Raw genomic sequence first — 21,998 nt, forward strand, 5'->3', positions numbered from 1 at the left:
CCGGAGGCCAGGAACCCTCGGCCGGAGGCCAGGAGCCCCGGACCCGGAGGCCAGGAACCCTCGGCCGGAGGCCAGGAGCCCCGGACCCGGAGGCCAGGAACCCTCGGCCGGAGGCCAGGAGCCCCGGACCCGGAGGCCGGGAGCCCTGGACCCGGAGGCCAGGAGCCCTGGACCCGAGGTCAGGGGCCCGGCCCGGAAGCCAGGAGCCCTGGGCCCGGCAGCCAGGAGCCCTGGACCCGGAGGTCCGGAACCCTGGGCCGGAGGCCTGGAGCCCCGGCCCGGAGGCCAGGAGCCCCGGCCCGGAGGCCAGGAGCCCCGGCCCGGAGGTCCGGAGACCCGGGTCGGCGGGGCAGGAGGCCCTGGGCCGCCGGGCGGCCCCCGGGCGGGTCAGGTCGTCCAGTCCAGGATGATCTTGCCGCTGCGGGCGGTCGCGGCCTCGTCGAAGGCGGCCTCGAAGTCGCGGTGCGAGTAGCGGCCGGTGATGACCGGGCTGAGGTCGAGCCCGCCCTCCAGCAGGACCGTCATCGCGTACCAGGTCTCGAACATCTCACGGCCGTAGATGCCCTTGATGGTGATCATCGAGGTGACGACCTTCGCCCAGTCGACCGGGAACTCCTGGGCCGGCAGGCCGAGCATCGCGATCCGGCCGCCGTGCGTCATGTTGTCGATCATGTCGCGCATCGCCTCGGCACGGCCGGACATCTCCAGGCCGATGTCGAAGCCCTCGCGCAGGCCCAGCTTCGCCTGCGCCTCGGCGATGGAGGACTCGGCGACGTTCACCGCGAGGGTCGCACCCGCCTTGCGGGCGATCTCCAGCCGCTCCGGGCTGACGTCGGTGATGACGACATTACGCGCACCCGCGTGCCGGGCCACGGCCGCCGCCATGATGCCGATCGGGCCCGCGCCGGTGATCAGCACGTCCTCGTTGACGAGCGGGAACGACAGCGCGGTGTGCACGGCGTTGCCGAACGGGTCGAAGATCGCCGCGACGTCCAGGTCGACCGCGGTGCGGTGCACCCAGACGTTCTGCGCGGGCAGGACGACGTACTCGGCGAACGCCCCGTCGCGCCCGACGCCGAGCCCGACCGTGCTGCGGCACAGGTGGCGGCGGCCGGCCAGGCAGTTGCGGCAGGTCCCGCACACCAGGTGGCCCTCGCCGCTGACCAGCGCGCCGACCTCGATGCCGCGGACGTCCGCGCCGAGCGCCGCGACCTCGCCGACGAACTCGTGGCCGAGCACGAGCGGGGTCTTGACCGCGCCCTGCGCCCAGCCGTCCCAGGCACGGATGTGCAGGTCCGTTCCGCAGATTCCGGTGCGCAGCACCTTGATCAGCACGTCGCCGGCGCCGTACTCGGGCTCGGGAACGTCCATGAGCCACAGGCCGGGCTCTGCCTTGTGCTTGACGAGTGCCTTCATGGGGGTGGCTCCAGGCATGCGGAAGGAAGCACCGCGGGCACGATTGCCGCGGTGACGTGCGGACAAGCACCAATCTGCCCACCTGCGGGTGATCAGTCCATCGAGGATTTCTTAAGCGGGTCCACAGGCCAGCTTCACGCCTATGCTCCTCAGGTGACGGGCAGGCGGCCGGGGCTGGGGCCAGGGCCGGAACTGGGGAGGTGAGGGGCGTGCCGAGTCTGCGCAGCAGGGCGCTTTCGGTCGCGCTGATCGCGGCGGGCCGACGAAGACGGCTCGCGAGCGCCGAGGCGGTAAGGACCCGAGTGGCCGAATCGTCCCGCCGGCCGGCGTCCCATCTGCCTCCGCGCTCGCTGGGCCGGGTGGCGGAGGTCTCGCGGACCTTCGTCGGAGCCTGGCCCGTGTACGACGCCTCCCCGCGCGGCGCCGAGCCGACGGCCCAGGTGCTGTACGTGCACGGCGGCGGGTACATCAACGAACTCGTCCGGCCGCACTGGTCGATGATCCGGACCCTGGTGACCGAGGCCCGCGCCCGCGTTGTCGTACCGGCGTACATACTCGCCCCGCGCGGTACCGCCGACCGTACGGTCCCGGTCGCCGCCGACCTGCTCAGCGGCCTGATCGCGAGCGGCGGCGCGGGCGGCACGGTGCTCATCGGGGACTCCGCCGGGGCCGGCCTGGCCCTGGCCGCGGCGCAGCGGCTGCGCGACCGCACCGGGGCGCAGCCCACCCGGATCGTCCTGATCTCGCCGTGGCTGGACGTGACCATGAGCCATCCCGACCAGGCGGCGATCGAGCCGGCCGACCCGATGCTGGCCCGGCCCGGGCTGCGCGAGGCCGGCCGGCTGTACGCGGGGAACCTGGCGGCCGACGATCCGCAGGTGAGCCCGTTGCACGGGTCCTTCGCGGGCCTGGCCCCGCTGACGGTGTTCGCGGGCAGCCGGGACGTCCTGGTCACCGACAGCCGGGAGCTGCTGCGGCGGGCCCGCGCGGCCGGGGCCGAGGTGGATTTCCACGAGGAGCCGGGACTCCCGCACGTGTACCCGCTGCTGCCGGTGCCGGAGGGCCGGGCGGCGCGCGAGCGCATCGTGGCGCTGGTCCGCGCGACGGCCGAGGCCTGACGGGCGTTCGCGTCAGGCCACGCAGTTCATCAGCGAGCTGACCGGCGCACTGCGGTAGCGGGCCCAGTACGTCTCGTCGCGGACCTCGCAGGCCGGCGGGGTACGGGTGGGCTGCCAGGCGACCGTGGTGAAGCCCGCGTCGACCGCGGCCTCGGCGAAGTCGGCGTGGGCCCACTCGCGGCACTCGAACGCGACCGGTGGGTCGGTCTCCAGCCGCGCCCGGAGCAGCGGGGCGTCGCCGCCCGGGGTGCGCTCGACGATCCGGATCCCGTACGGGGACCAGTCCACGTGCGGGAAGGCGCCCGGGTTCGGCACGATCGCCAGCAGTCGTGCCCCCGGGCGGAGGTTGGCGCGGACGGCCCGGAACATCGCGTGCAGGGCGGCCCGGTCGTGCGCCTGGTTGAACAGGTACACGGCGGTGGCCAGGTCGAACGGCCCGAGCTGGGGCAGTCCGGCCGCGTCGGCGACGTGGTACTCGACGACGCTGCCGGGCTCCCCCGTCCCGTGCGCCCGGGCCCGGCTGATGCGTTCGGGGCAGCTGTCGACGCCCACGGTCCGGCGGGCACCGCCGCTCGCCAGCAGCCGTGTCGTGGAGCCGTGTCCGCAGGCCAGGTCGAGCGTGTCGAGGCCGCGGACCCCGCCGAGGGCGTCCAGGGCCGTACGGAGCATGAAGGCGTCGGCCACCGAGAAGGCCACCGGGGGCGCTGACGTGTCGTACTGCTGTCGCATGTTCGCAAGCCTGCCCGCATCTGGCCGCCGAGAGGGGCCCGGCGCCCGACCGTCCCCCGGACGGGGGAGGCGTTCGGGTCAGTCCGTACGGCGTGCGGGGCGTACGGGGCTCAGCGCGACGAGCGCCGGCCGCGCGGGCCCGCTGTGGCAGGCCGGGGCCGAGGAGCCCGCGGAGGGCCCGGCGGGCGCCGCGGGCCGGGAGGCCGGGCAGGCGCGCGAGGCGAAGAAGCACCCGGCGCAGTCCGGGGCGCCGATCTCCTCCCGCCTGAGGCGGCCCTTGCGGACCCAGTACCCGGCGAGGTCGGCGGCTTCGGCCCGGCTGATGCCGAGCCGGGCCGCGATCTGCCCCAGCCCCTCGCCCGGCGCGGCCTCCTCGAACTCCCGCAGCAGCCTGCGCAGCGTCCCGGGCCCTTGCGCGGCGCTCACCACAGCACCCGCGCGATCTGGAAGACGCCGGTGGCCAGCAACCAGGCCGCGGCCAGTTGCAGCCCGAGCCCGATGAGGGTCAGCCGGGTGCCGATCTCGGCGCGTTGAGCGGCGACGGTGGCCATGCAGGGCGTGTAGGCCAGGACGAAGACGAGGAGGGCGAGGGCCGCGGCCTCGGGGTGTCCGCCGGAGGACTCCGCGAAGGTGGCGTGCAGGCGGTCGCCGAGTTCGGGGCCGCGATCCTCCTCGGCCGAGTAGGTCTGGGCGAGGGTGGAGATGACGCCCTCCTTGGCGATGAGTCCGGTACCGAGCGCCGCGGTCGCGTGCCAGTCGCCGAAGCCGGCCGGTGCCATCACCGGGGCGACGGCGCGGGTGACGGTACCGAAGACGCTCTGTTCCACTTCCGTGCTGCCGAAGCCGCCCGCGCCCGCTGCGGCGGGGACGGCCATCAGCAGCCAGACCGCCGCCGCGGTGGCCACGATGATCCCGCCCGCGGTGCGCAGGAAGGCGCCGAGCTTCTGGAGGACCTGGGCTCCGGTGACGCGCAGCGTGGGGAGCCGGTAGGGCGGCAGTTCCAGGACGAGCGGCTCCTCCTCCATGTCCTTGAAGAGCAGGGGGCGCAGGAGCAGGCCCATGCCGACCACCAGCAGCACGGAGGCGACGTACAGGAGGAAGACGACGGTGCCGGAGTTCGAGCCGAAGAAGATGCCCGCGATCATCACGTAGACGGCGAGGCGGGCGGTGCAGCTCATGTACGGGATGAGCATGCCGACCAGGAGCCGGTGCGAGCGGCGGCTGAGGATCCGGGTGCTCGCGAAGGCGGGGACGTTGCAGCCGAAGCCGACGACGAGCGGGAGGAAGGCGCGGCCGGGCAGCCGCAGGGTGCGCATCAGGCGGTCGGCGACGAAGGCGGCGCGGGCGAAGTACCCGGAGTCCTCCAGCAGGGCCAGCAGCGCGAACATGATGATCATCAGCGGCACGAAGGTGAGCAGCTGGCCCACCCCGCTGATCAGGCCGTTCACCAGCAGGCCGGTGAGCCAGCCGGGGGCGTGCACGACCGCCAGCAGCCGGTCGGCTCCGCCGCTGACCGGCCCGGAGACGAAGGCGCCGAGGCCGTCCTGGAGGGGTTTGGCGAGGGTGGTGGTGGCCTGGAAGACGCCCCACATCACGGCGAGGAAGAACGGGATGCCGAAGGAGCGGGAGAGCAGCAGCCGGTCCACGCGGTCGGTGAGGGTGGGCCGGGCCCGCGCGGGGCGGGGCGCGGCGCGCTCGATGACGGCGTGGGCCCAGGCGTAGCGGGCTTCGGCGACGAGGAGTTCGGCGTCGGCGTCCTCGTCGGTGGCCGCGAGCCGGCCGGCGGCGAGGCGTGCGCGGTCGACGAGCCCGGCGGGCACGGCGGCGCCCGGCTCCTCGCCGCAGAGCAGGCTCACCGCCAGCCAGCGCGGCGGGTACGGGTGCGGGGCGTGCGCGGCCTCCCGTACGAGGGCGTCGAGCTCGGCGTCGACGGGCGAGGCGGCCGACCAGGCACCGGGCGGGCGGGCACCAGCCGGGCGGGCGCCGGTCAACGGGGCTGTCGCGTACGAGGCCGTCGGGTACGCGGCCGTCGGGTACGCGGCCGTCGGGTACGCGGCCGTCGGGTACGCGGCCGTCGGGTGCGGCGGGGGCCCGGGCAGCGCGTCGGCCACGGTGTCGGCGAGCAGGTCGAGCCCGGTCCCGGTGCGCCCCTCCACCGGTACGACGGGCAGCCCGAGTTCCCGGGCCAGCGCGCCGGGGTCGAGGGCCGTACCGCGCCGCGCGGCGACATCGGTCATGGTCAGCGCGACGACGACCGGGATGCCGGTGTCGAGGATCTGCGAGAGCAGGTAGAGGTTGCGCGCCAGGTTGGCCGCGTCGAGGGCGAAGACCACCGCGTCGGGCCGCTCCCCGGCCGGCGCGGTGAGCACGTCGCGCACAAGTTCCTCGTCCGGGGAGTCGGGCAGCAGGCTGTAGGAGCCGGGCAGGTCGGCGAGGCGCAGCCGGGCCCTGCCGAGGGTGCGCCACTCGCCGCGAGCCACCGAGACCGTCTTGCCGGGCCAGTTGCCGACGCGCTGCTGGGCTCCGGTGAGGGCGTTGAAGAGCGTCGACTTGCCGACATTGGGGTTCCCGGCGAGGGCGACGAGCGGGGTGCCGGCCTCCCGCACCGCCGTCGTCGTGGCGCCGCCGTCGGGGGCGTGACAGCTCATCGGACGCACCTGAGCCGGCCGGCGGTTCGGGAGTCCAGCGCCACCCGGGTCTCGCCGAGCCCGACGAGCAGCCCGCCGGTGGCGCCGCGCGCGATCACGGTGACGTCGGCGCCCGGAACGAAGCCGAACTCGAGCAGCCGTCTGCGGCCGCCCCCACCCAGGCCGGCACCGGGGTCGATCCCGGTGATGCGTACGGTCGTCCCGGGACGGCTGTCGTTGAGCGACGGCACGAGCACACCTTCTTCGGCGAGGCGGATCTACTTAGGCAAGGCTAAGCAGCCGCCGGGGCGCCCGGGAGACGCTCAAGGTCCCTGATCAAGCGGGTCTTTCAGCCCTACGGTCCCGACCCGGCGTCGGCCGTTCGGCCGGGTCCGGCGCAGGCTGCGACGCCGACCCGGGATCCCGCCGGTCCGGGGTCCGCTCCGGCCGGAGGAGTCCGCGGGCGCAGCGGCGCAGCCAGGCGTGCGCCGGGTCGGCGTCGTGGCGCGGGTGCCAGGCCATGCCGAAGGGCAGGGGCGGCAGTTCGAGCGGGATCTCGAAGGTCCGCAGCCCCAGGGCGGTGGCGAGCGGGGCGGCCTGACTGGTGATCAGGCCCACGAGGTCGGTGTCGCGCAGTACGAAGAGGGAGGCGGGGAAGGTGCCGACGCTGCCCACCACCCGCCGGGTCAGGCCCTGTTCGGCGAGGGCCGCGTCCACCGGACCCTCCAGGCGGCCGCGCCGGGAGACGATGAGGTGCTCGGCGGAGGCGAACCGGCGCGCGGTGGGCGCGCCGCCGCCGCGCAGCAGCGGATGGCCGGAGCGGGCGACGGCCAGCATCGTCTCGTCGGCGAGGTGTTCGACCCGCACCTCGGGCGAGCGGGTGTCGATGACGCCGAGCTCCAGATCGGCGACGCCCTCGCGCAGCGCCGGGACGTCCACGTGGCTCTCCGCCAGGAAGCGCAGCCGTACGCCCGGTGCCTCGGCCGCGACCCGGCCGAACAGCGCGGCCCCGTGGACGGCGGTGAACGACTCGTTGGCCAGCACGGTGAAGGTACGGGTCAGCGTGGGCAGGTCGACCCGGCCGCCGGTGAGGAAGAGCGCACGGGCCCGCTCCACGACGGCCCGTACCTCGCCCTGCACGGCGAGGGCGTGCGGGGTGGGCACCATGTGCCGGCCGGCCCGGACCAGGACGGGGTCGCCGAGGGCCTTGCGGATGCGGCCCAGGGTCCGGCTCATGGCGGGTTCGGACAGGTGCAGGCGGGCGGCCGCCCGGGACACGCTGGACTCCTCCAGGAGGACGTCGAGGGCCAGCAGCAGGTTCAGGTCCAGGCCGGAGCCCGAGACCGAGCCGGATCCGGATTGCGTCACACGCATTCACCCCATGCATAACTTGCACTGGAAAGCAGGTCAGGCCAACCCTACGGTGGGAAACCGGGGACGGCCCGTGCCTCCCCTCCCCCTTCCACCGCCGACTCCCAGGAGGAGCCGTGCTCCACCACGCCCGGAAACAAGCCGGATCCGCAGCGGCCGCGGCGGCCCCTCCGGCACCCGCGCTGACCCGGCCCGCCCTGCTCGCCCTCTGCGCCTGCGTCCTCGTGGCCCAGGGGATGGTCGCCGCCGTCAACCTGCTGATCCCGCAGCTCGCCGCGTCCTCCCTGCACCCGGGCCCGGGCCAGCTCCTGTGGGCGGTCGACGCGTACGTCGTCGTCTTCGCCGCGCTGCTGATCCCGGCCGGGGCCCTCGGCGACCGCTACGGCCGCAAGGGCGCCCTGCTCGCCGGGCTCGGGCTGTTCGCCGCCGGCGGGGCGCTGAGCGCGCTGGCGGCGGACCCGGCCGTACTGATCGCGGGGCGCGGGGTGTGCGGGGCGGGAGCCGCCCTGATCATGCCCGCCACCATGTCCGTACTGGTCCACCTGTCGCCGCCGGCGCAGCGCGGCCGGGCGCTGGCCACCTGGACGCTGGCCGTGGGCCTCGGGGGCCTGGCGGGCAATGTCGGGGGCGGGCTGGCCGCCGAGTACCTGGGCTGGCGGGCGCTGTTCTGGGCGGTGGTGCCGCTCGGCGCCGTGCTCGTGCTCGCCGTCGCCCGCACCGTGCCCCGCACGCCCGCCCGGCCCGACGCCTCCGTAGACCCGCTCGGGGCGGCGCTGCTCGCCGCCGCGCTGCTCGCGGTGGTCCGCGCGGTCATCGAGGGGCCCTCGTACGGCTGGGGCTCGGCGCGCGTGCTGTGCTCCTTCGGCGCGGGCGCGGTGCTGCTGGCGGCCTTCACCGGATACGCGCTGCGCGCCGCCCGGCCGCTCCTGGATCCGCGGGTCTTCGCCTCGCGGAAGCTGCGGGCCGGGGCGCTCGGGATCGGCGCCGCCTTCTTCGGACTGTTCTCGCTGTTCTTCGTCAACGCCCAGTACCTCCAGTACGCGAAGGGCTTCTCCCCCGCCCGGACCGGCTTCGCGATCGTCCCGCTCACCGTCGGGATGGCCCTGCTGCCCCGCTTCGGCGCCCGGCTCCAGGAGCGCACCGGGCCCCGGCTGCCCGTGGGCGCCGGGCTGGGTCTGATCGGGCTGGGGCTGCTGCTGGTGTCCACCGCGGACGCGGGCACTCCCTACCCCCTGTACGCCGGGTACCTGCTCGTACTGTCGGCCGGGGCCGGGCTGTGCGCGCCCCCGCTCACCCTGACCGTGGTCGCCGAGCTGCCCGCGCACCAGGCCGGGCTGGGCTCCGGGCTGAACACCGCTGCCCGCGAGATCGGCGCGGCCCTGGGGGTGGCGGTGGTCGGCACGGTGCTGGCCTCCCGTTTCCACGGGATCCCGCGGGGCCCGGCCGAGACCGCCGCCTTCACCGGCGCCATGGGGTCGGCGCTGCGCACGGTGGCCGGGCTGCTGCTGCTCGCCTCGGTCGCGGTGGTGGCGGGGTACCGCGGGCGCAAATCCGCGGATGGGCCGTGCGGGCGGGCGGCCCGGGAGGCATCCTGAGGGAGTGACGGCGAGACCGGACAGCGGCGGCCCCGCCGCGGACGCCATGGCCCGGGTCCTCGCGCGGGCCACCGTCGATGCGGTGCAGGCCGTCGGCGGGTACGCGGGCGGGGTCTACCTGCGCTCCGGCACCGCCGGGCTCCTGCGCATGGCGGCGCTGACCGGGTTGCCCGGACCGCTGTTCCGGCCGTGGTGGCGGATGCACGTGAACCGCCCGTACCCGGTCGCCGAGGCCTACCGCTCAGGGCAGTCCGTGCACCTGCCCGACGCCGAGACGGCCATGCAGCGGTTCCCCCAGCTGATGGCCGGGCTGCCGTTCCCCTTCGGGTCGCTGTACGAGCCGGTGACCGCCGGGCCGGAACGGTTCGGGGTACTGCTCGTGCTGCGCGAGGCGGCCCCCGGGGTGCCGGTCGCGGCCGCCGACCGGGAGCGGATGCGCGCGGCGGCGCACCACCTGGCCAGGGACCTCGCCGCACTGGACGCGGACGGGGTCCCGGTGTTCTGGGAGGGCGACCCGGTGAGCGCGCCCGCGCCCGCTACGGCCCGGGGTGCCCGTCAGGCGGTGGACCGGCTGGCGCAGGCCGTACTGTCCGTGGACCGGGAGGGCCGGATCGGCTTCGTCAGCGCCACCGCCCGGCAGCTGCTCGGAACGGAACCCGGCGAGCTGCGCGGGCGGGTGCTGTGGGAGGCACTGCCCTGGCTCGGCCATCCGGCGTACGAGGACCACTTCCGGGCCGTGTTCCTGGCCCCGGAGCCGGTGCACTTCCCGGCACGGCGCGGCGGCCCGGCGGCCGGGGACTGGCTGTCGGTGGGGTTGTACCCCGGGCCGGACGGGGTCACGGTCACCATTGGCACGGCCGAACAGCCCGCGTACGCCCCCGAGTCGGTGGTCCGGCCGGGAGCCGGGCTCGGTTCGCCCGCCGACCGGGCCTCGGCGCTCTACCGTCCGGTGGCCCTCGCCATCGCGCTGACCGAGGCAGTGACGGCCCGTCAGGTGTCGGCGGTGGTCACCGATGAGCTGCTGCCCGCCTTCGGCGGCCGCCAGTTGGCCATCTACCTGCTCAACGAGCGGCATCTGCACCTGGCTTGGGAGACCGGGTTCCCCCAGGGCTTCCTGAGCCGCTTCGACGGGGTGGCGCTCGACGTGCGGCTGCCCGGCGTGGAGACCCTCACGTCGGGTCGGCCGATGTTCTTCGAGTCGATGGAACACCTGGCGGCGGCCTATCCGGGGATCCCGCTGGACGCCCACGTCGGGGCCCGCGCCTTCCTGCCACTGATCGCCTCCGGCCGGCCGGTGGGCTCGTGCATCCTCGGCTTCGACACCCCGCGCGGGTTCAGCCCGGAGGAGCGTACGGTGCTGACCGCCCTGGCCGGCCTGATCGCACAGGCCCTGGAGCGGGCGCAGCGCTACGACAACGAAGCCGCGCTGGCCCGCGGACTACAGGCCGCGCTGCTGCCGCACCGGCTGCCCGTGCTCGACCACGTGGTGACGGTCGGCCGGTACCTGCCGGGCACCGCGGGCATGGACGTGGGCGGCGACTGGTACGACGTACTCGACGCGGGCGGCGGACGCCTCGCCCTGGTCATCGGGGACGTACAGGGCCACGGGGTGGCGGCCGCGGCGACCATGGGCCAACTGCGCAGCGCCGTAAGGGCCTTCGTGCTCAGCGGGCACGACCCGCAAGAGGTGGTGCGCGGCACCAACCGGCTGCTGATCGACCTGGACCCGGGACAGTTCGCCAGTTGCTGCTACGTGTTGCTCGACCCGGAGACGGGCCTGGCGCGAGCCGTGCGGGCCGGGCACCCCCAGCCGCTGCTGCGCCATCCGGGCGGCCGGACCGAGGTTCTGGACCTGCCGGGCGGGGTGGTGCTCGGCATCGACCCTGAAGCCACTTACCCCGTGACGGAGTTGCACCTGGCGCGCGGGGCGGTGCTCGCCCTGTACACGGACGGGCTGGTGGAGGCCCCGGGGGTGGACATCGACGAGGGGGTGGAGCGGCTGCGGGCCGCGCTGGCCGAAGCCAGCCCGGCCCCGCTGACGGAGACCGCCGACCGGCTGGTGAGCGAGGCGGGCAACGCCGCCGACCGGCCGGACGACATCGCGCTGCTGCTGGCCGCCCTCACGGAGGCCGCACGCGGGGAGGCCGGGGCGTGAACCCGCGTCACGGCAACGAGCGCGTGAGCCACGCCACTTCGCCGTTCTCCTCCGTGGAGACGCGATCCCGCTCGAAGCCGAGCTTCTCCAGGACGCGCAGCGAGGGCGTGTTCCACGTGCCGACGGTCGACCAGAGTCGTGTGCGCCCGGTCGCGATGGCGGCATCGAGCACCGCGCGGGCCGCCTCGGTGGCGTAGCCGCGCCCGTGCGCGTGCTGGAACAGCTCGTAGGCGATTTCGGGCTCCTCCACGGTGGTGCGGCCGATGATCAGCCCGCAGTAGCCGATGAAGTCGCCTTCGTCACGGCGCTGGATGGGCAGCAGGGCGAACCCCGTGGTCTCCGTCGCGGCCAGCAGCTCCGCGATGGCCGTCCGGATGCGCTCGACCGGGGGCTTCCCCTTGCCGCGTTCGGCGAGGAGGGCGCAGAAATCGGCGGCATCCGACTCCGCCCAGGGCCTCAGGATCAGCCGCTCGGTCTCGAGGTGGAACGCCATCGTCTCGTAGGTCGACATGCGCCCACTCTGCCCTACGGATCATCACGCGCCACAGCCGTGCCCGGCCTCAGCAGTTCTTCCCGGCCTTGCCGGCGGTCGCGCGGGCGTACGCGTCACCGGCGAGCAGCGCGTCGGCGACCATGTCGGGGGTCACCGGGAACGGCATGTTGTGCGTGGTCTCGCCCTCGGCGGTGGCCGCGCGCCCGATGGCGAGGAGCTCCTCGCGGCCGGGGTCGCCGAGGCCCACTTCGGCGAGGGTGGTCGGGAGGCCGACGGACCGGCTGAACCTCAGGTAGGTGTCCAGTTCGTCGGTGGGGGCGCCCTCCAGGACCAGTTGGGCCAGGGTGCCGATGTTGACCTTCTCGCCGTGCATCATGCCGTGCGTGCGGTGGGAGACGGTCAGGCCGTTGTGGATGCCGTGGGCGGCGGCGAGGCCGCAGGACTCGAAACCGAGCCCGGAGAGCAGGGTGTTGGCCTCGGTGACCTTCTCCAGGGCCGGGGTGACCACGTGCTGCTCGGCGGCGAGCCGGGCCTGCGTGCCGTACTCCATCAGGGTCTCCCAGCACAGCCGGGCGAGGCTGAGGGAGGCCTCGGTGGCGAGGCCGCCGGCCATGGCGGTGCGGTGGGCGGCGACGCAGACGCGGGCCTCGTACCAGGTGGCGAGCGCGTCGCCCATGCCGGACACGATGAAGCGGCTGGGCGCGCCCGCGACGAGTGCGGTGTCGACGAGGACGAGGTTCGGGTTGCGCTGGAAGAACGAGTAGCGCTCGAAGGCGCCGTCCTCGGTGTAGATGACGGCCAGGGCGCTGGTCGGCGCGTCCGTGGAGGCGACGGTGGGGGCGCTGACGACGGCGATGTCCCCGCGGGCGTGGCCGACGGCCTTGGCGGTGTCGATGGCGGTGCCGCCGCCGATGCCTATGACGACGTCGGCGCCGGCCGCCTCGGCGACGGCCGCGACCCGGTCGATCTCCTTCTGGGTGCACAGTCCGCCGAAGACCTCCTTGGTCAGCTTGACCCCGGCGGCGGCGAGGGACTGGGTGACCGCGGTGTCGACGAAGCCCCAGACCCCCTTGTCGGCGAGGACGACGGCGTTCTGCCCGAGCCGCGCGGTGTGCTCGCCCAGGTCGTGCATCGCCCCGGCGCCCTGGACGTACTTCGGCGGGCTGATCATCATGCGCGTACCGACGGTCTTCACAGTGAATCCTCCTGAATGCGAATTCATTTCCGCTTGCTCATTCATCTCTATCACGGATCCCGAGGGCGTCCGCACAATTCACAGGCTCCTCGCGGACGGGCCTTTCCGCGGTCTCATCAGGGACCAACGACCCGTGCGATACCCGATGCGAACAGGGGTAACGTTCCCGGTAGGCGCCCCGGAAGCAGGGATGGACCGGGCGACGGCGGCAGGTTTAATACCGCCCTCCCATTCCACTTTTCGCTTTCCGGACCACGTTTCGAATTTCAGGAGAGAGGCCCTCGTGAAGAAGCTCATCAATTCCCCGGAGAGTGTCGTCACCGACGCCCTGCACGGAATGGCCGCCGCGCATCCGGAGCTCTCCGTGGAGGCGGAGCGGGGCATCGTCACGCGGAGCGGCGCCCCGGCGGCCGGGAAGGTCGCGCTGCTGTCCGGCGGCGGCAGCGGGCACGAGCCGCTGCACGCCGGGTTCGTGGGACGCGGCATGCTGTCGGCCGCCGTGGCCGGGCCCGTGTTCACCTCTCCGGTGCCCGACAACATCGCGCGCGCCACCTGCGCCGTCGACGCGGGCGCGGGCGTCCTGCACATCGTGAAGAACTACACGGGGGACATCCTCAACTTCACGATGGCCGCCGAGGACTGCGAGGACGAGGGCGTCAAGGTCGAGCAGGTCGTCGTGGACGACGACGTGGCCGTGGCCAGGGACGCCGGCGGACCGGGCCGCCGCGGCACGGGCGCGACCCTGTTCGTGGAGAAGATCGCGGGCGCGCTCGCCGAGGAGGGCGCACCGCTGGCCGAGGTCGCGATGGTGGCCCGCAAGGTCAACGCGAACTCCCGCAGCTACGGCGTGGCTCTGTCCTCCTGCACCACCCCCGCCAAGGGCAGCCCCAACTTCACGCTCGGCGAGGACGAGATCGAGCTCGGCATCGGCATCCACGGCGAGCCCGGCCGGGAGCGCCGCACCCTCATGACCGCCGCCCGGACCGCCGAGGCGATGCTCGACGCGATCCTCGCGGACCTCCCGGATGCCGCAGGAGCCCCGGTGATCCTGCTCGTCAACGGCCTCGGCGGGACCCCGCCGATCGAGCTGTACGTCATGCGCGCGGAGGTCGAGCGGGTGCTCGCCGGGCGCGGGGTCACGGTCGCGCGCTCGCTCGTCGGCAACTACGTCACGAGCCTGGACATGGCCGGCTGCACCCTCACCCTGTGCCGCGCCGACGACGAGCTGCTGCGGCTGTGGGACGCGCCGGTGGACACCCCGTCCCTGCGCTGGGGCTGTTGACCCGCCCGTCCCCCGGCCGCCCGGCCGGCTCGATCCGCCCGGTCCGCCCGATCCGCTAGACCGCTCGACCGCTCGACCCGCCTGAGGAGCCACCACCATGACGACCACGCACCCCGAGACCGCCCCGGTGCTCGACACCGCCTACTTCCGCCGCTGGCTCGCCGAGAGCAGCCGTCTCGTGAACCGCGACAGCGAGCGCCTCACCGAGCTGGACGCGGTCATCGGCGACGGGGACCACGGGGCCAATCTCGTACGGGGCTTCGGCGCCGTCGGCGCGGCCGTCGACGAGGCGCGGCCCGCCACCCCGGGCGCCCTGCTGACGCTGGCCGGCACCACGCTCACCAACACCGTCGGCGGGGCCTCAGGACCGCTGTTCGGCACCGCTCTGCGCCGCACCGGCAAGCTGCTGGGCGACACCCCCGCGCCGACCGCCGCCGAGCTGGGCGCCGCGCTGGACGGGGGCCTGCGCTCCGTGCAGAAGCTGGGCGGGGCCGAGGTCGGCGACGCCACGCTCGTGGACGCGCTGGCCCCGGCGGTAGCGGCGCTGTCCGCCGCCGCCGAGGCGGACCTGCCGCTGCGCGAGGCCCTGGCGGAGGCGGGCCGCGCGGCCCGCGCCGGGGCCGACGGCACCGAGGGGCTCGAAGCCCGCAAGGGCCGGGCCAGCTACCTCGGCGGGCGCAGCGTCGGCCACCAGGACGCCGGGGCCAACTCCGTGGCGCTGCTGATGGAGGCCCTGCGTACCGCGGTGGACGCCCCCGACGCCCCCGACGCCCCGGACGCGTCGGCACCGGCCCCCGTCGGGCCGGCCGGCGCCGCGTCCCCGGCGGAGCGGCCCGTGCCGAAGACCCGTACCGGCCGCGTCGGCGTGGTCCTGGTCTCGCACAGCAAGGCGGTGGCGCAATCCGTGGCCGGACTCTCGCGCGCCCTGCTCGGCTCGGTCGAGCCCGCCCCGGTGGCGGTGGCGGGCGGCACCCCGGACGGCGGGATCGGCACCAGTGCGGAGCTGATCACGGCCGCCGCGCGGACGGTGGACGAGGGCCAGGGCGTGGCGGTGCTGTGCGACATGGGCAGCGCCGTGCTGACGGTCAAGGCCCTGCTGGGCGAGGAGCCCTGCGAACTGCCCGCCGGCACCCGCATCGTGGACGCGCCGTTCCTGGAGGGCGCCGTGGCCATCACGCTGACCTCGGCGATCGGCGGCGACCTCGATGCCGTGCTGGCCGCCGCCGATGACGCGCGTGCCTACCGCAAGCGCTGACCGGGGGCCGTCGGCCCGGCGCCCTTGAGCAGCAGGGAGTCCAGCGGTTGCGGCAGCCCCTGCGGGGCGGCGGCCGAGCGGCCGGCCGCGTCGGCGCTGCCGCAGAGGGCCTGGTCGCGCAGGGCCCCGAGGGCCGCGTCGACGGGGTGCGGCACCGGGCGGCCGTTCGCGTCCTGGCGCTGGTAGCCCATCAGGTTGAACCCGACGGCGAACTGCCGCCGGCCGTCGGCGCTGGACATCGCCTGGGTGCCCGCGCCCCAGACCGCGCCGTCGTGGCCCCAGACCGGACCGCACGGTGTGTCCATGGTGTAGATGCCGAGTCCGTAGCGGATCAGCACGGTCCCGTTCCCGTCCTTGACGGGGACCGTGGTGCGCATCTCGCCGAGCAGGTCGGCGGGCAGCAGGTCGCCCTGGAACAGGGCCCGGTAGAAGGCGTTCAGGTCCTGTGCGGTCGAGACCAGCGCCCCGGCCGTGCCGGCCATGGTCATGTCGTACTCGGAGTAGTCCCGCGGCGGGTCGATCAGCCCGCCGAGGTTCTCGTACATCTTGGAGTGGGGGCCCTTGATCCGCGGGTCGGTGCCGGGGAAGTAGGTGTCCTTCAGCCCGGCCCTGCGGATCACGTTCCTGGTGATGACCTGTTCGGGGTCCTCGCCGGTGACCTTGCGCAGCAGTTCGCCGAGCAGCAGGTAGTTGGTGTTCGAGTACGACCAGTCCGTGCCGGGTTCGAAGAGCTGCGGGCTGCCCACCCCGTACCCGATGAGCTGCGTGGGGGGCAGGGTGCGGTAGCGGAAGTCGTCCAGGCTCTTGGGCGAGTTCTCCTTCAGGGAGGGGAAGGCCTCGGCGATGTAGTCGGCGATGCCGCTGGTGTGGTTCATCAGCATGCGCACGGTGACCTTCCGGCCGCGCTCGCCCGGCAGGAGTTCGGGGAGGTAGTCGCCGACCGGCGCGTCGAGGTCGATCCGGCCGCGGGCGCTCTGCTGGAGCACCGCGACGGAGGTGAAGGACTTGGTGATGCTGCCGACCCGGTGGCGCATGTCGGGCCGGGTGGGCCGCCCGGTGTCGGTGTCGGCGACACCGGTGGCGCCGCTCCAGCGTGCACGGCCGTCGCGGACGGAGCCGTAGGCGCCGTACATGCCCGCGTCGCGCACGGCGTCCAGCCGCTGGGCGAGGGCCTTGCGGTCGAGGTCCCCGGCAGGTGCCGTGGCCGAGACCCCGGCGCCCTGCCGGTCGGGGGTCGCGGCGGCGGTGGCGGCCGGGACGCCCCCGGCTAAGAGGACCAGTACGACGGCGGCCACGGCCGCCGTCTTCTGTGCCCGGCGTCGTCGGTCAAGGCGCGTGTGCTGCACCGGAGTCTCCCCATGTGTGCATGCCCCGTGGGGCCGTTGGCGATCTTGTCTGCCAACGATTCTTCCGAGGGCCGGGGGCGCTCCCATCGTTCCCGGGGACGATCCCGGCGCGCGCGGTGTCCGCCATGAGTTGCAGGCCCGTCTCCCCCAAAGGGGTCGCCCGGCACCGGGCGGCTCTCGCTCACCCGCAGTGATGAGGCGTGTGCGGACATGCGGTCCGTCCACGCCGTCCGCCCCTCGGCGTCGGCAAAGCGGAAGGAAATTCCCGGGGCGCTACCTGCGGTTACCGCACCCACGGATTCCGCAGCATTTACGCGGCCTTAACACTCCGGACGGCCCGGGAACGGGCGCCGGACGATGGAATCCGCACGTCAGCAGCTCTTGACCTGCGGATCCGGTGGGGCTTCCATGACGGCCCGGGAGTCACGGAACAACTTGCTCACCACCGCCTCGGAGGCGATACCGCTCCCGCGCTCATTCACCGCATCTGTCGATCGGAACCCCGCACGATGACTGACACGATCAGCGCCCCTCAGGCCCTCGCCCCCGCCACAGGGCCCATCCCGCAGAAGCTCAAGCGCTCCATCGGCGTCGTCGGCGGAACCCTGCTGACGCTCTCCTGCGTGACGCCCGCCTCGACGCTCTTCGTCGTCGTGCCCGACCTGTTCTCCAGCCTCGGCACGTGGACCGCCCTCACCATCGCCATCGGGTCGCTGCTCTGCGTCGGCGTCGCGTTCTGCTACTCGGAGCTGGGCACCCTCATCCCCAGCGCCGGCGGTGAGTACGCGATGGTCTCCACCATGGCCGGCCGGCTCGCCGGGTGGCTCGTGTTCGTGCTGTCCCTGCTGGTCGTGATGATCGTGCCGCCCGTGATCGCCATGGGCACCGCCGACTACCTCTCCCCCGTGGTCGACATACCGGCCCCGGTGGCCGGCGGCGCCGTGATGCTGCTCGCCACCCTCGCCGGCCTCCTCGACCTGCGGGCCAACGCGTGGATCACCGGCATCTTCCTCGTCCTGGAGGTGGTGGCCGCCGCGCTCGTCGCCGTACTCGGCTTCGCCCACAGCGAGCGGGGCGCCGACGCCCTCGTGCAGGGCTCCGTGGCCGCCGAAGGCGGCGGCACCTCCACCGTCACCGCGATGATGGTCGTCTCCGGGCTCGCCATCGCCCTGTTCATCACCCAGGGGTTCTCGACCGCCGTCTACCTCTCCGAGGAGCTGGAGAAGCCGCGGCGCAACGTCCCGCGGACCGTGCTCGCCACCCTCGCCATCTCCACCGCCGTCATCCTGGTCCCCGTCATCGCCATCACCATGGGCGCCCCCGACCTGGACGCGCTGACCGCGGGCGACCTCGGCGGCATGGTCACCGCCTGGTCCAACTCGGCCGTCGGCACCTTCGTGAGCCTCTGCGTCGCCCTCGCCATCGTCAACGCGGGCATCGTCATGGTCATCCAGAACTCCCGGGTGCTGTTCGCCTCCGCCCGCGACAAGGCCTGGCCCGCGCCGGTCAACCGGGCACTGTCCAAGCTCGGCCGCTTCGGCTCCCCGTGGGTGGCCACGCTGCTGGTGGGCGTTCCGGGTGCGGCGATGTGCTTCGTCAACCTCGACACCCTGTACGGGGTCACCGGCGTCTCGGTGACCGGCATGTACCTGCTCGTCGCCGTGGCCACGCTGTTCAGCCGCAGCGGGGCGCACCGCGCGACGAACGCCTGGCGGATGCCGCTGTGGCCCGCGGTGCCGGTGGTGCTGATCGTCGTACTCGCGTACATCCTGACCCAGCAGGAGACCCCGTACCTGCTGTGGACGGGCGGCATCACCGCCGTGGCGACGCTGTACTGGGCGCTGTACCTGCGGCCGCGCAAGGACACCCGCTGGCTGGTCAGCATTCCGGAGGACGGCGAGGGCGTCGAGAACGGCGCAACCGCCGCGACCGCCGCGACCGCCGCGGCGTAGCGGACGATCGCGGGCCGTCAGCGGCGACGCGGCCCTGACCCTCGGCGGCTCCCGGTCAACCGGAGCCGCCGAGGGTCAGGGCGGTGTTGACCAGTCCGACGTGACTGAACGCCTGGGGGAAGTTCCCCAGTTGGCGTCCGGCGACGGGGTCGTACTCCTCGGCGAGCAGCCCCACGTCGTTGCGTACCGCCAGCAGCCGCTCGAAGAGGGCGCGGGCCTCCTTCTCCCGGCCCGTCATGTGCAGGGCGTCGGCCAGCCAGAACGAGCAGGCCAGGAAGGCCCCTTCGTCGCCGGGCAGGCCGTCCACCGACGGACCCTCGGTGCTGTAGCGGCGGACCAGGCCGCTGCTGCCGAGTTCGGCGCGGACCGCGTCGACCGTGCCGATCACCCGGGGGTCCTCGGGCGGCAGGAAGCCGACCCGTGGGATGAGCAGGGTCGACGCGTCCAGCTCGCTGGAGCCGTAGTACTGGGTGAAGGTGTTGCGTTCCGGGTCGTAGCCCTTGTCGCACACGTCGCGGTGCACCTCGTCCCGCATGGCCCGCCAGCGCTCGACCTCCCCGGGCATCGAGGGGTCGCGCTCCAGGGTGCGTACGGCCCGGTCGGCGGCGACCCAGGCCATCACCTTGGAGTGGGTGAAGTGGCGGCGCGGGCCGCGCACTTCCCAGAGCCCCTCGTCGGGCCGGTGCCAGTTGCGCTCCAGGAAGTCGAGCAGCGCGAGCTGGATCTTCCAGGCGTGCATCTCCGCGGGCAGCCCCGAGGTCCGGGCCAGGTGCAGGGAGTCGATGACCTCGCCGTACACGTCGAGTTGGAGCTGGTCCACGGCCGCGTTGCCGACGCGGACGGGGGCGGAGCCGGCGTAGCCGCGCAGCCAGGGCAGGTCGGTCTCGGGGATCCGCCGCTCGCCCGCGATGCCGTACATGATCTGGAGGTCGGCGGGGTCGCCCGCGACGGCCCGCAGCAGCCAGGCCCGCCAGGCGCGGGCCTCTTCGAGGAAGCCGGTGGCGAGGAGGGAGTCGAGGGTGAGGGTGGAGTCGCGCAGCCAGCAGTAGCGGTAGTCCCAGTTCCGGACGCCGCCGAGTTCCTCGGGGAGGGAGGTGGTGGCGGCGGCGACGATGCCGCCGGTGGGTGCGTAGGTGAGGGCCTTGAGAGTGATGAGGGAGCGGGTCACAGCCTCCCGGTAGGGGCCGTCGTAGCGGCACTGCGCGGTCCACTCGCGCCAGTCTGCGAGACCCTGTTCCAGGGCTTCGAAGGGGTCGGTTGGCTCGGGGCGCGGCTCGTGCGAGGGGTGCCAGGTCAGTACGAAGGCGACGCGGCGGCCGGGGGTGACCGGGAACTGGGAGCGGGTGCTGTTGGCCTCGCCCCAGGTGCGGACCGGGGGTTCGCTGCGGAACCAGGCGGCGTCGGGCCCGGCGACGGCGACCCGGTCGTCCTCGACGCGGCGGACCCAGGGGACGACGTGGCCGTAGTCGAAGCGCAGGCGCAGGGTGCTGTGCATCCGCACGGTGCCGCTGACGCCCTCGACGATGCGGACCACCTCGGGGGCGACGTCGCGCTGCGGCATGAAGTCGATGACCCTGGCGGTGCCGGTGTCGGTCACCCAGTACGACTCCAGGACGAGCGAGCCGTCGATGTAGGCGCGGCGGGTGCACGGCTCGCCGACGGCGGCGTCGACGGGCGCGATGCGCCAGTGGCCGTTCTCCTCGTCGCCGAGGAGTTTGGCGAAGCAGGCCGCCGAGTCGAAGCGGGGCAGGCACAGCCAGTCGATGGACCCGTCGCGGCCGACCAGGGCGCTCGTCATCAGGTCGCCGATGAGTGCGTAGTCTTCGATGGGTTGTGTCATTTGTGCGCTCTTCCCCCGAATGCCCGGGGCCAATCAGCTCCGGCCCCGGACACCCCCGGGCGCGCTAGGGAGTGTCGTCAAAGTGGCGTCGGCCGCCCGAAGGCCAGACGGGACTTTGACGACACGACCTAGTTGCGTACGAGGAGCAGGCCGCCCGCGAGGACCACGGCGAGGACCAGCGCGAGGGCACCGTGGGCCAGGCGGTGGGAGCGCAGGACGGGCAGGAAGCGGTCGGCGGCGTACCGGCCGGGGCCGGTGAGCGCGAGGGCGGCCGCGCCGAAGGTCAGCAGCAGTTCGTACTCGATGCCCTTGGGGGCGAAGAACGATCCGGCGCCGTGCACGGCGATGGCGTTGATCATGGTGCCGACGACGGCGGCCCCGGCGAGCGGGGTGAGCAGGCCCGCGGCGAGGCCGAGGCCGCCGAGGGTCTCGGTCAGCCCGGCGAGGACGGCCATGGCGTCACCCGCGGGGTAGCCGCTGGCGGTGAAGAACTGGCCGGTGCCGCTGATGCCGCCGCCACCGAACCAGCCGAAGAGCTTCTGGCTGCCGTGGGCGGCCATGGTCAGACCGAGGACGAGGCGCAGGAGCAGCAGGCCGACGTCGTGGCCGGGGGTCGAGAGGGCGAGGGCGGTGGGTACGGCCGGTGCGGCGGCCTGCGGCTTCGTCGAGGTGACGGAGGGGCTGGTCATGGGGGGGAATCCTTCCGGTCGGACGGTTCGGTCCAAGGAGATGGGTCGTTCAAATTCGAACCGTCGTTGCCGACCTTAACCACTGATTCAAATTGGAACAACCCATGTAGGCTGCAGGCATGGCTGAAACGAGATGGCTCAACGATCGCGAGATGCGGGCCTGGAGCGGCTTCCTTGCCGCGTCCGCCCTGGTGAACCGCCATCTCGACCAGCAGCTCAAGGACGACTCCGGCCTCTCGCACCCGCAGTACGAGATCCTCGTGCGGCTCGCCGCGGCCCCGGACGGCGAGCTGCGGATGACGGAACTCGCCAATGGCCTGATCAATTCGAAGAGCGGGCTGACCTACCAGGTCACCCAGATGGAGAAGGCCGGCCTGGTCCGGCGCCGCAGCTGCCCCTCCGACGTCCGCGGGGTCTTCGCGGTCCTCACCGAGACCGGCCGCACCCGCCTGGAGGAGGCCGCCCCCGGCCATGTCGCCACGGTGCGCGAGGTCCTCGTCGACGTACTCACCCCCGAGCAGCTCGATGCGCTCGCCGACGGGCTCGGCGAGGTGAGCCGCCGACTGCGCGCCCAGGGCGCCTGACGGGACCGGGCGCGCGGAGCGGGTATAGAGGTGGCATGGACGGAACGTTCTGGCTGACCGTCGCCGCGGTCGTCGCCCTCGGGCTGGCCGCGGCCGCCGCCGTGCTGCTCGTACGGGTCTTCAAGGCACGGCGGCTGCTGCTCGACGCGGGTGTCCCGCTGCGGGACAAGGCGCTGTTCTGGATCGCCGTCGCCTACACCGTCTCGCCGGTGGACCTGATCCCGGACCCCGTGTACCTCGACGACATCGGGGTCCTGCTGCTGGCGCTGCGCTCGCTCCACGCGGCCGCGGCGGCGGCCCGGCCGGCGGACGCGCCTTAGGTGTATTGACCCGCAGCGTTGTTCACTCGGC

Annotated in this window: 19 protein-coding genes and 1 pseudogene; 9 read left to right on the top strand and 11 right to left on the bottom strand. The window is 73.8% G+C overall.

Annotated elements, in window-relative coordinates:
- Nucleotides 1-387: 387 nt before the first annotated feature.
- Nucleotides 388-1,416 (bottom strand): L-threonine 3-dehydrogenase, encoded by a 1,029-nt coding sequence (tdh, locus tag ACZ7GJ_RS29095; protein WP_365916203.1) that lies wholly within the window; start codon nucleotides 1,414-1,416, stop codon nucleotides 388-390.
- A 209-nt stretch (nucleotides 1,417-1,625) separates the two neighbouring features.
- On the opposite strand from tdh, the gene ACZ7GJ_RS29100 reads away from it, so the two are divergent.
- Nucleotides 1,626-2,534, top strand: a complete 909-nt coding sequence (locus ACZ7GJ_RS29100; RefSeq protein WP_470755879.1) for an alpha/beta hydrolase fold domain-containing protein — start codon at nucleotides 1,626-1,628, stop codon at nucleotides 2,532-2,534.
- A 12-nt stretch (nucleotides 2,535-2,546) separates the two neighbouring features.
- Here the strand turns inward: ACZ7GJ_RS29100 and ACZ7GJ_RS29105 are convergent, their stop codons facing one another.
- The 5 genes from ACZ7GJ_RS29105 to ACZ7GJ_RS29125 form a co-directional block, all read right to left on the bottom strand.
- A complete protein-coding gene (locus ACZ7GJ_RS29105) occupies nucleotides 2,547-3,263 on the bottom strand; it encodes a class I SAM-dependent methyltransferase (RefSeq protein ID WP_470755880.1) in 717 nt (238 codons plus the stop codon).
- Nucleotides 3,264-3,341: 78 nt separating this feature from the next.
- Entirely contained in the window at nucleotides 3,342-3,689 is a 348-nt protein-coding gene (locus ACZ7GJ_RS29110) for a hypothetical protein (RefSeq protein ID WP_470755881.1), read from the bottom strand.
- The gene (gene feoB, locus ACZ7GJ_RS29115; protein ID WP_470755882.1) at nucleotides 3,686-5,911 is read right to left on the bottom strand and encodes a ferrous iron transport protein B; all 2,226 of its coding nucleotides are present in this window, start codon (nucleotides 5,909-5,911) and stop codon (nucleotides 3,686-3,688) included. The genes ACZ7GJ_RS29110 and feoB overlap by 4 nt, the downstream gene beginning before the upstream one ends.
- A complete protein-coding gene (locus ACZ7GJ_RS29120) occupies nucleotides 5,908-6,141 on the bottom strand; it encodes a FeoA family protein (RefSeq protein WP_470755883.1) in 234 nt (77 codons plus the stop codon). Before ACZ7GJ_RS29120 ends, feoB begins: the two co-directional genes overlap by 4 nt.
- Nucleotides 6,142-6,226: 85 nt before the next feature.
- On the bottom strand, nucleotides 6,227-7,264 hold the full coding sequence (locus ACZ7GJ_RS29125; protein WP_470755884.1) for a LysR family transcriptional regulator: 1,038 nt from the start codon (nucleotides 7,262-7,264) through the stop codon (nucleotides 6,227-6,229).
- 113 nt (nucleotides 7,265-7,377) lie between these two features.
- On the opposite strand from ACZ7GJ_RS29125, the gene ACZ7GJ_RS29130 reads away from it, so the two are divergent.
- Together ACZ7GJ_RS29130 and ACZ7GJ_RS29135 are read left to right on the top strand one after the other, a co-directional pair.
- On the top strand, nucleotides 7,378-8,856 hold the full coding sequence (locus ACZ7GJ_RS29130) for an MFS transporter (RefSeq protein WP_470755885.1): 1,479 nt from the start codon (nucleotides 7,378-7,380) through the stop codon (nucleotides 8,854-8,856).
- Nucleotides 8,819-11,011, top strand: coding sequence for a SpoIIE family protein phosphatase (locus tag ACZ7GJ_RS29135; RefSeq protein ID WP_470755886.1), 2,193 nt, complete (start codon nucleotides 8,819-8,821; stop codon nucleotides 11,009-11,011). Before ACZ7GJ_RS29130 ends, ACZ7GJ_RS29135 begins: the two co-directional genes overlap by 38 nt.
- A 7-nt stretch (nucleotides 11,012-11,018) precedes the next feature.
- On the opposite strand, the gene ACZ7GJ_RS29140 is transcribed toward ACZ7GJ_RS29135, so the two are convergent.
- Both ACZ7GJ_RS29140 and ACZ7GJ_RS29145 read right to left on the bottom strand, forming a co-directional pair.
- Nucleotides 11,019-11,522, bottom strand: coding sequence for a GNAT family N-acetyltransferase (locus ACZ7GJ_RS29140; protein WP_470755887.1), 504 nt, complete (start codon nucleotides 11,520-11,522; stop codon nucleotides 11,019-11,021).
- A gap of 49 nt (nucleotides 11,523-11,571) precedes the next feature.
- The gene (locus ACZ7GJ_RS29145; RefSeq protein WP_470755888.1) at nucleotides 11,572-12,699 is read right to left on the bottom strand and encodes a glycerol dehydrogenase; all 1,128 of its coding nucleotides are present in this window, start codon (nucleotides 12,697-12,699) and stop codon (nucleotides 11,572-11,574) included.
- 283 nt (nucleotides 12,700-12,982) lie between these two features.
- Here ACZ7GJ_RS29145 and dhaK point away from each other — a divergent pair, with 283 nt between their 5' ends.
- From dhaK to ACZ7GJ_RS29160, 3 genes and pseudogenes are all read left to right on the top strand, one after another.
- Nucleotides 12,983-13,981: a dihydroxyacetone kinase subunit DhaK gene (gene dhaK / locus ACZ7GJ_RS29150; RefSeq protein ID WP_470755889.1), complete on the top strand. Its 999-nt coding sequence runs from the start codon at nucleotides 12,983-12,985 to the stop codon at nucleotides 13,979-13,981.
- Between the two features lie 127 nt (nucleotides 13,982-14,108).
- Nucleotides 14,109-14,717, top strand: a pseudogene (dhaL, locus tag ACZ7GJ_RS29155) (dihydroxyacetone kinase subunit DhaL); the annotation flags it as partial.
- On the top strand, nucleotides 14,706-15,236 hold the full coding sequence (locus ACZ7GJ_RS29160) for a PTS-dependent dihydroxyacetone kinase phosphotransferase subunit DhaM (RefSeq protein ID WP_470755963.1): 531 nt from the start codon (nucleotides 14,706-14,708) through the stop codon (nucleotides 15,234-15,236). The pseudogene dhaL and the gene ACZ7GJ_RS29160, both read left to right, overlap by 12 nt.
- Here the strand turns inward: ACZ7GJ_RS29160 and ACZ7GJ_RS29165 are convergent.
- The gene (locus ACZ7GJ_RS29165) at nucleotides 15,221-16,582 is read right to left on the bottom strand and encodes a serine hydrolase domain-containing protein (RefSeq protein WP_470755890.1); all 1,362 of its coding nucleotides are present in this window, start codon (nucleotides 16,580-16,582) and stop codon (nucleotides 15,221-15,223) included. The genes ACZ7GJ_RS29160 and ACZ7GJ_RS29165 overlap by 16 nt on opposite strands.
- A gap of 509 nt (nucleotides 16,583-17,091) precedes the next feature.
- Here ACZ7GJ_RS29165 and ACZ7GJ_RS29170 point away from each other — a divergent pair.
- Nucleotides 17,092-18,534: an APC family permease gene (locus ACZ7GJ_RS29170; protein ID WP_470755891.1), complete on the top strand. Its 1,443-nt coding sequence runs from the start codon at nucleotides 17,092-17,094 to the stop codon at nucleotides 18,532-18,534.
- A gap of 55 nt (nucleotides 18,535-18,589) precedes the next feature.
- Here the strand turns inward: ACZ7GJ_RS29170 and ACZ7GJ_RS29175 are convergent, their stop codons facing one another.
- Nucleotides 18,590-20,374 carry a glycoside hydrolase family 15 protein gene (locus tag ACZ7GJ_RS29175; RefSeq protein WP_470755892.1) on the bottom strand — a complete coding sequence of 595 codons (1,785 nt, stop codon included), beginning with the start codon at nucleotides 20,372-20,374 and terminating at the stop codon, nucleotides 18,590-18,592.
- A gap of 128 nt (nucleotides 20,375-20,502) precedes the next feature.
- Entirely contained in the window at nucleotides 20,503-21,063 is a 561-nt protein-coding gene (locus tag ACZ7GJ_RS29180) for a DoxX family protein (protein ID WP_470755893.1), read from the bottom strand.
- A gap of 119 nt (nucleotides 21,064-21,182) precedes the next feature.
- On the opposite strand from ACZ7GJ_RS29180, the gene ACZ7GJ_RS29185 reads away from it, so the two are divergent.
- Both ACZ7GJ_RS29185 and ACZ7GJ_RS29190 read left to right on the top strand, forming a co-directional pair.
- The gene (locus ACZ7GJ_RS29185) at nucleotides 21,183-21,647 is read left to right on the top strand and encodes a MarR family winged helix-turn-helix transcriptional regulator (RefSeq protein WP_470755894.1); all 465 of its coding nucleotides are present in this window, start codon (nucleotides 21,183-21,185) and stop codon (nucleotides 21,645-21,647) included.
- A 35-nt stretch (nucleotides 21,648-21,682) separates the two neighbouring features.
- Nucleotides 21,683-21,967 carry a YkvA family protein gene (locus tag ACZ7GJ_RS29190; protein ID WP_470755895.1) on the top strand — a complete coding sequence of 95 codons (285 nt, stop codon included), beginning with the start codon at nucleotides 21,683-21,685 and terminating at the stop codon, nucleotides 21,965-21,967.
- Nucleotides 21,968-21,998: the final 31 nt, after the last annotated feature.

It is taken from the genome of Streptomyces sp. NPDC037242, from assembly GCF_055604165.1.

Coding starts and splice junctions, on each gene's coding strand:
- ACZ7GJ_RS29105 (WP_470755880.1), bottom strand. CDS start 3,263: ATGCGACAGCAGTACGACACGTCAGCGCCCCCGGTGGCCTTCTCGGTG.
- ACZ7GJ_RS29125 (WP_470755884.1), bottom strand. CDS start 7,264: ATGCGTGTGACGCAATCCGGATCCGGCTCGGTCTCGGGCTCCGGCCTG.
- ACZ7GJ_RS29190 (WP_470755895.1), top strand. CDS start 21,683: ATGGACGGAACGTTCTGGCTGACCGTCGCCGCGGTCGTCGCCCTCGGG.
- ACZ7GJ_RS29185 (WP_470755894.1), top strand. CDS start 21,183: ATGGCTGAAACGAGATGGCTCAACGATCGCGAGATGCGGGCCTGGAGC.
- ACZ7GJ_RS29180 (WP_470755893.1), bottom strand. CDS start 21,063: ATGACCAGCCCCTCCGTCACCTCGACGAAGCCGCAGGCCGCCGCACCG.
- ACZ7GJ_RS29175 (WP_470755892.1), bottom strand. CDS start 20,374: ATGACACAACCCATCGAAGACTACGCACTCATCGGCGACCTGATGACG.
- feoB (WP_470755882.1), bottom strand. CDS start 5,911: ATGAGCTGTCACGCCCCCGACGGCGGCGCCACGACGACGGCGGTGCGG.
- tdh (WP_365916203.1), bottom strand. CDS start 1,416: ATGAAGGCACTCGTCAAGCACAAGGCAGAGCCCGGCCTGTGGCTCATG.
- ACZ7GJ_RS29160 (WP_470755963.1), top strand. CDS start 14,706: ATGGAGGCCCTGCGTACCGCGGTGGACGCCCCCGACGCCCCCGACGCC.
- ACZ7GJ_RS29135 (WP_470755886.1), top strand. CDS start 8,819: ATGGGCCGTGCGGGCGGGCGGCCCGGGAGGCATCCTGAGGGAGTGACG.
- ACZ7GJ_RS29140 (WP_470755887.1), bottom strand. CDS start 11,522: ATGTCGACCTACGAGACGATGGCGTTCCACCTCGAGACCGAGCGGCTG.
- ACZ7GJ_RS29170 (WP_470755891.1), top strand. CDS start 17,092: ATGACTGACACGATCAGCGCCCCTCAGGCCCTCGCCCCCGCCACAGGG.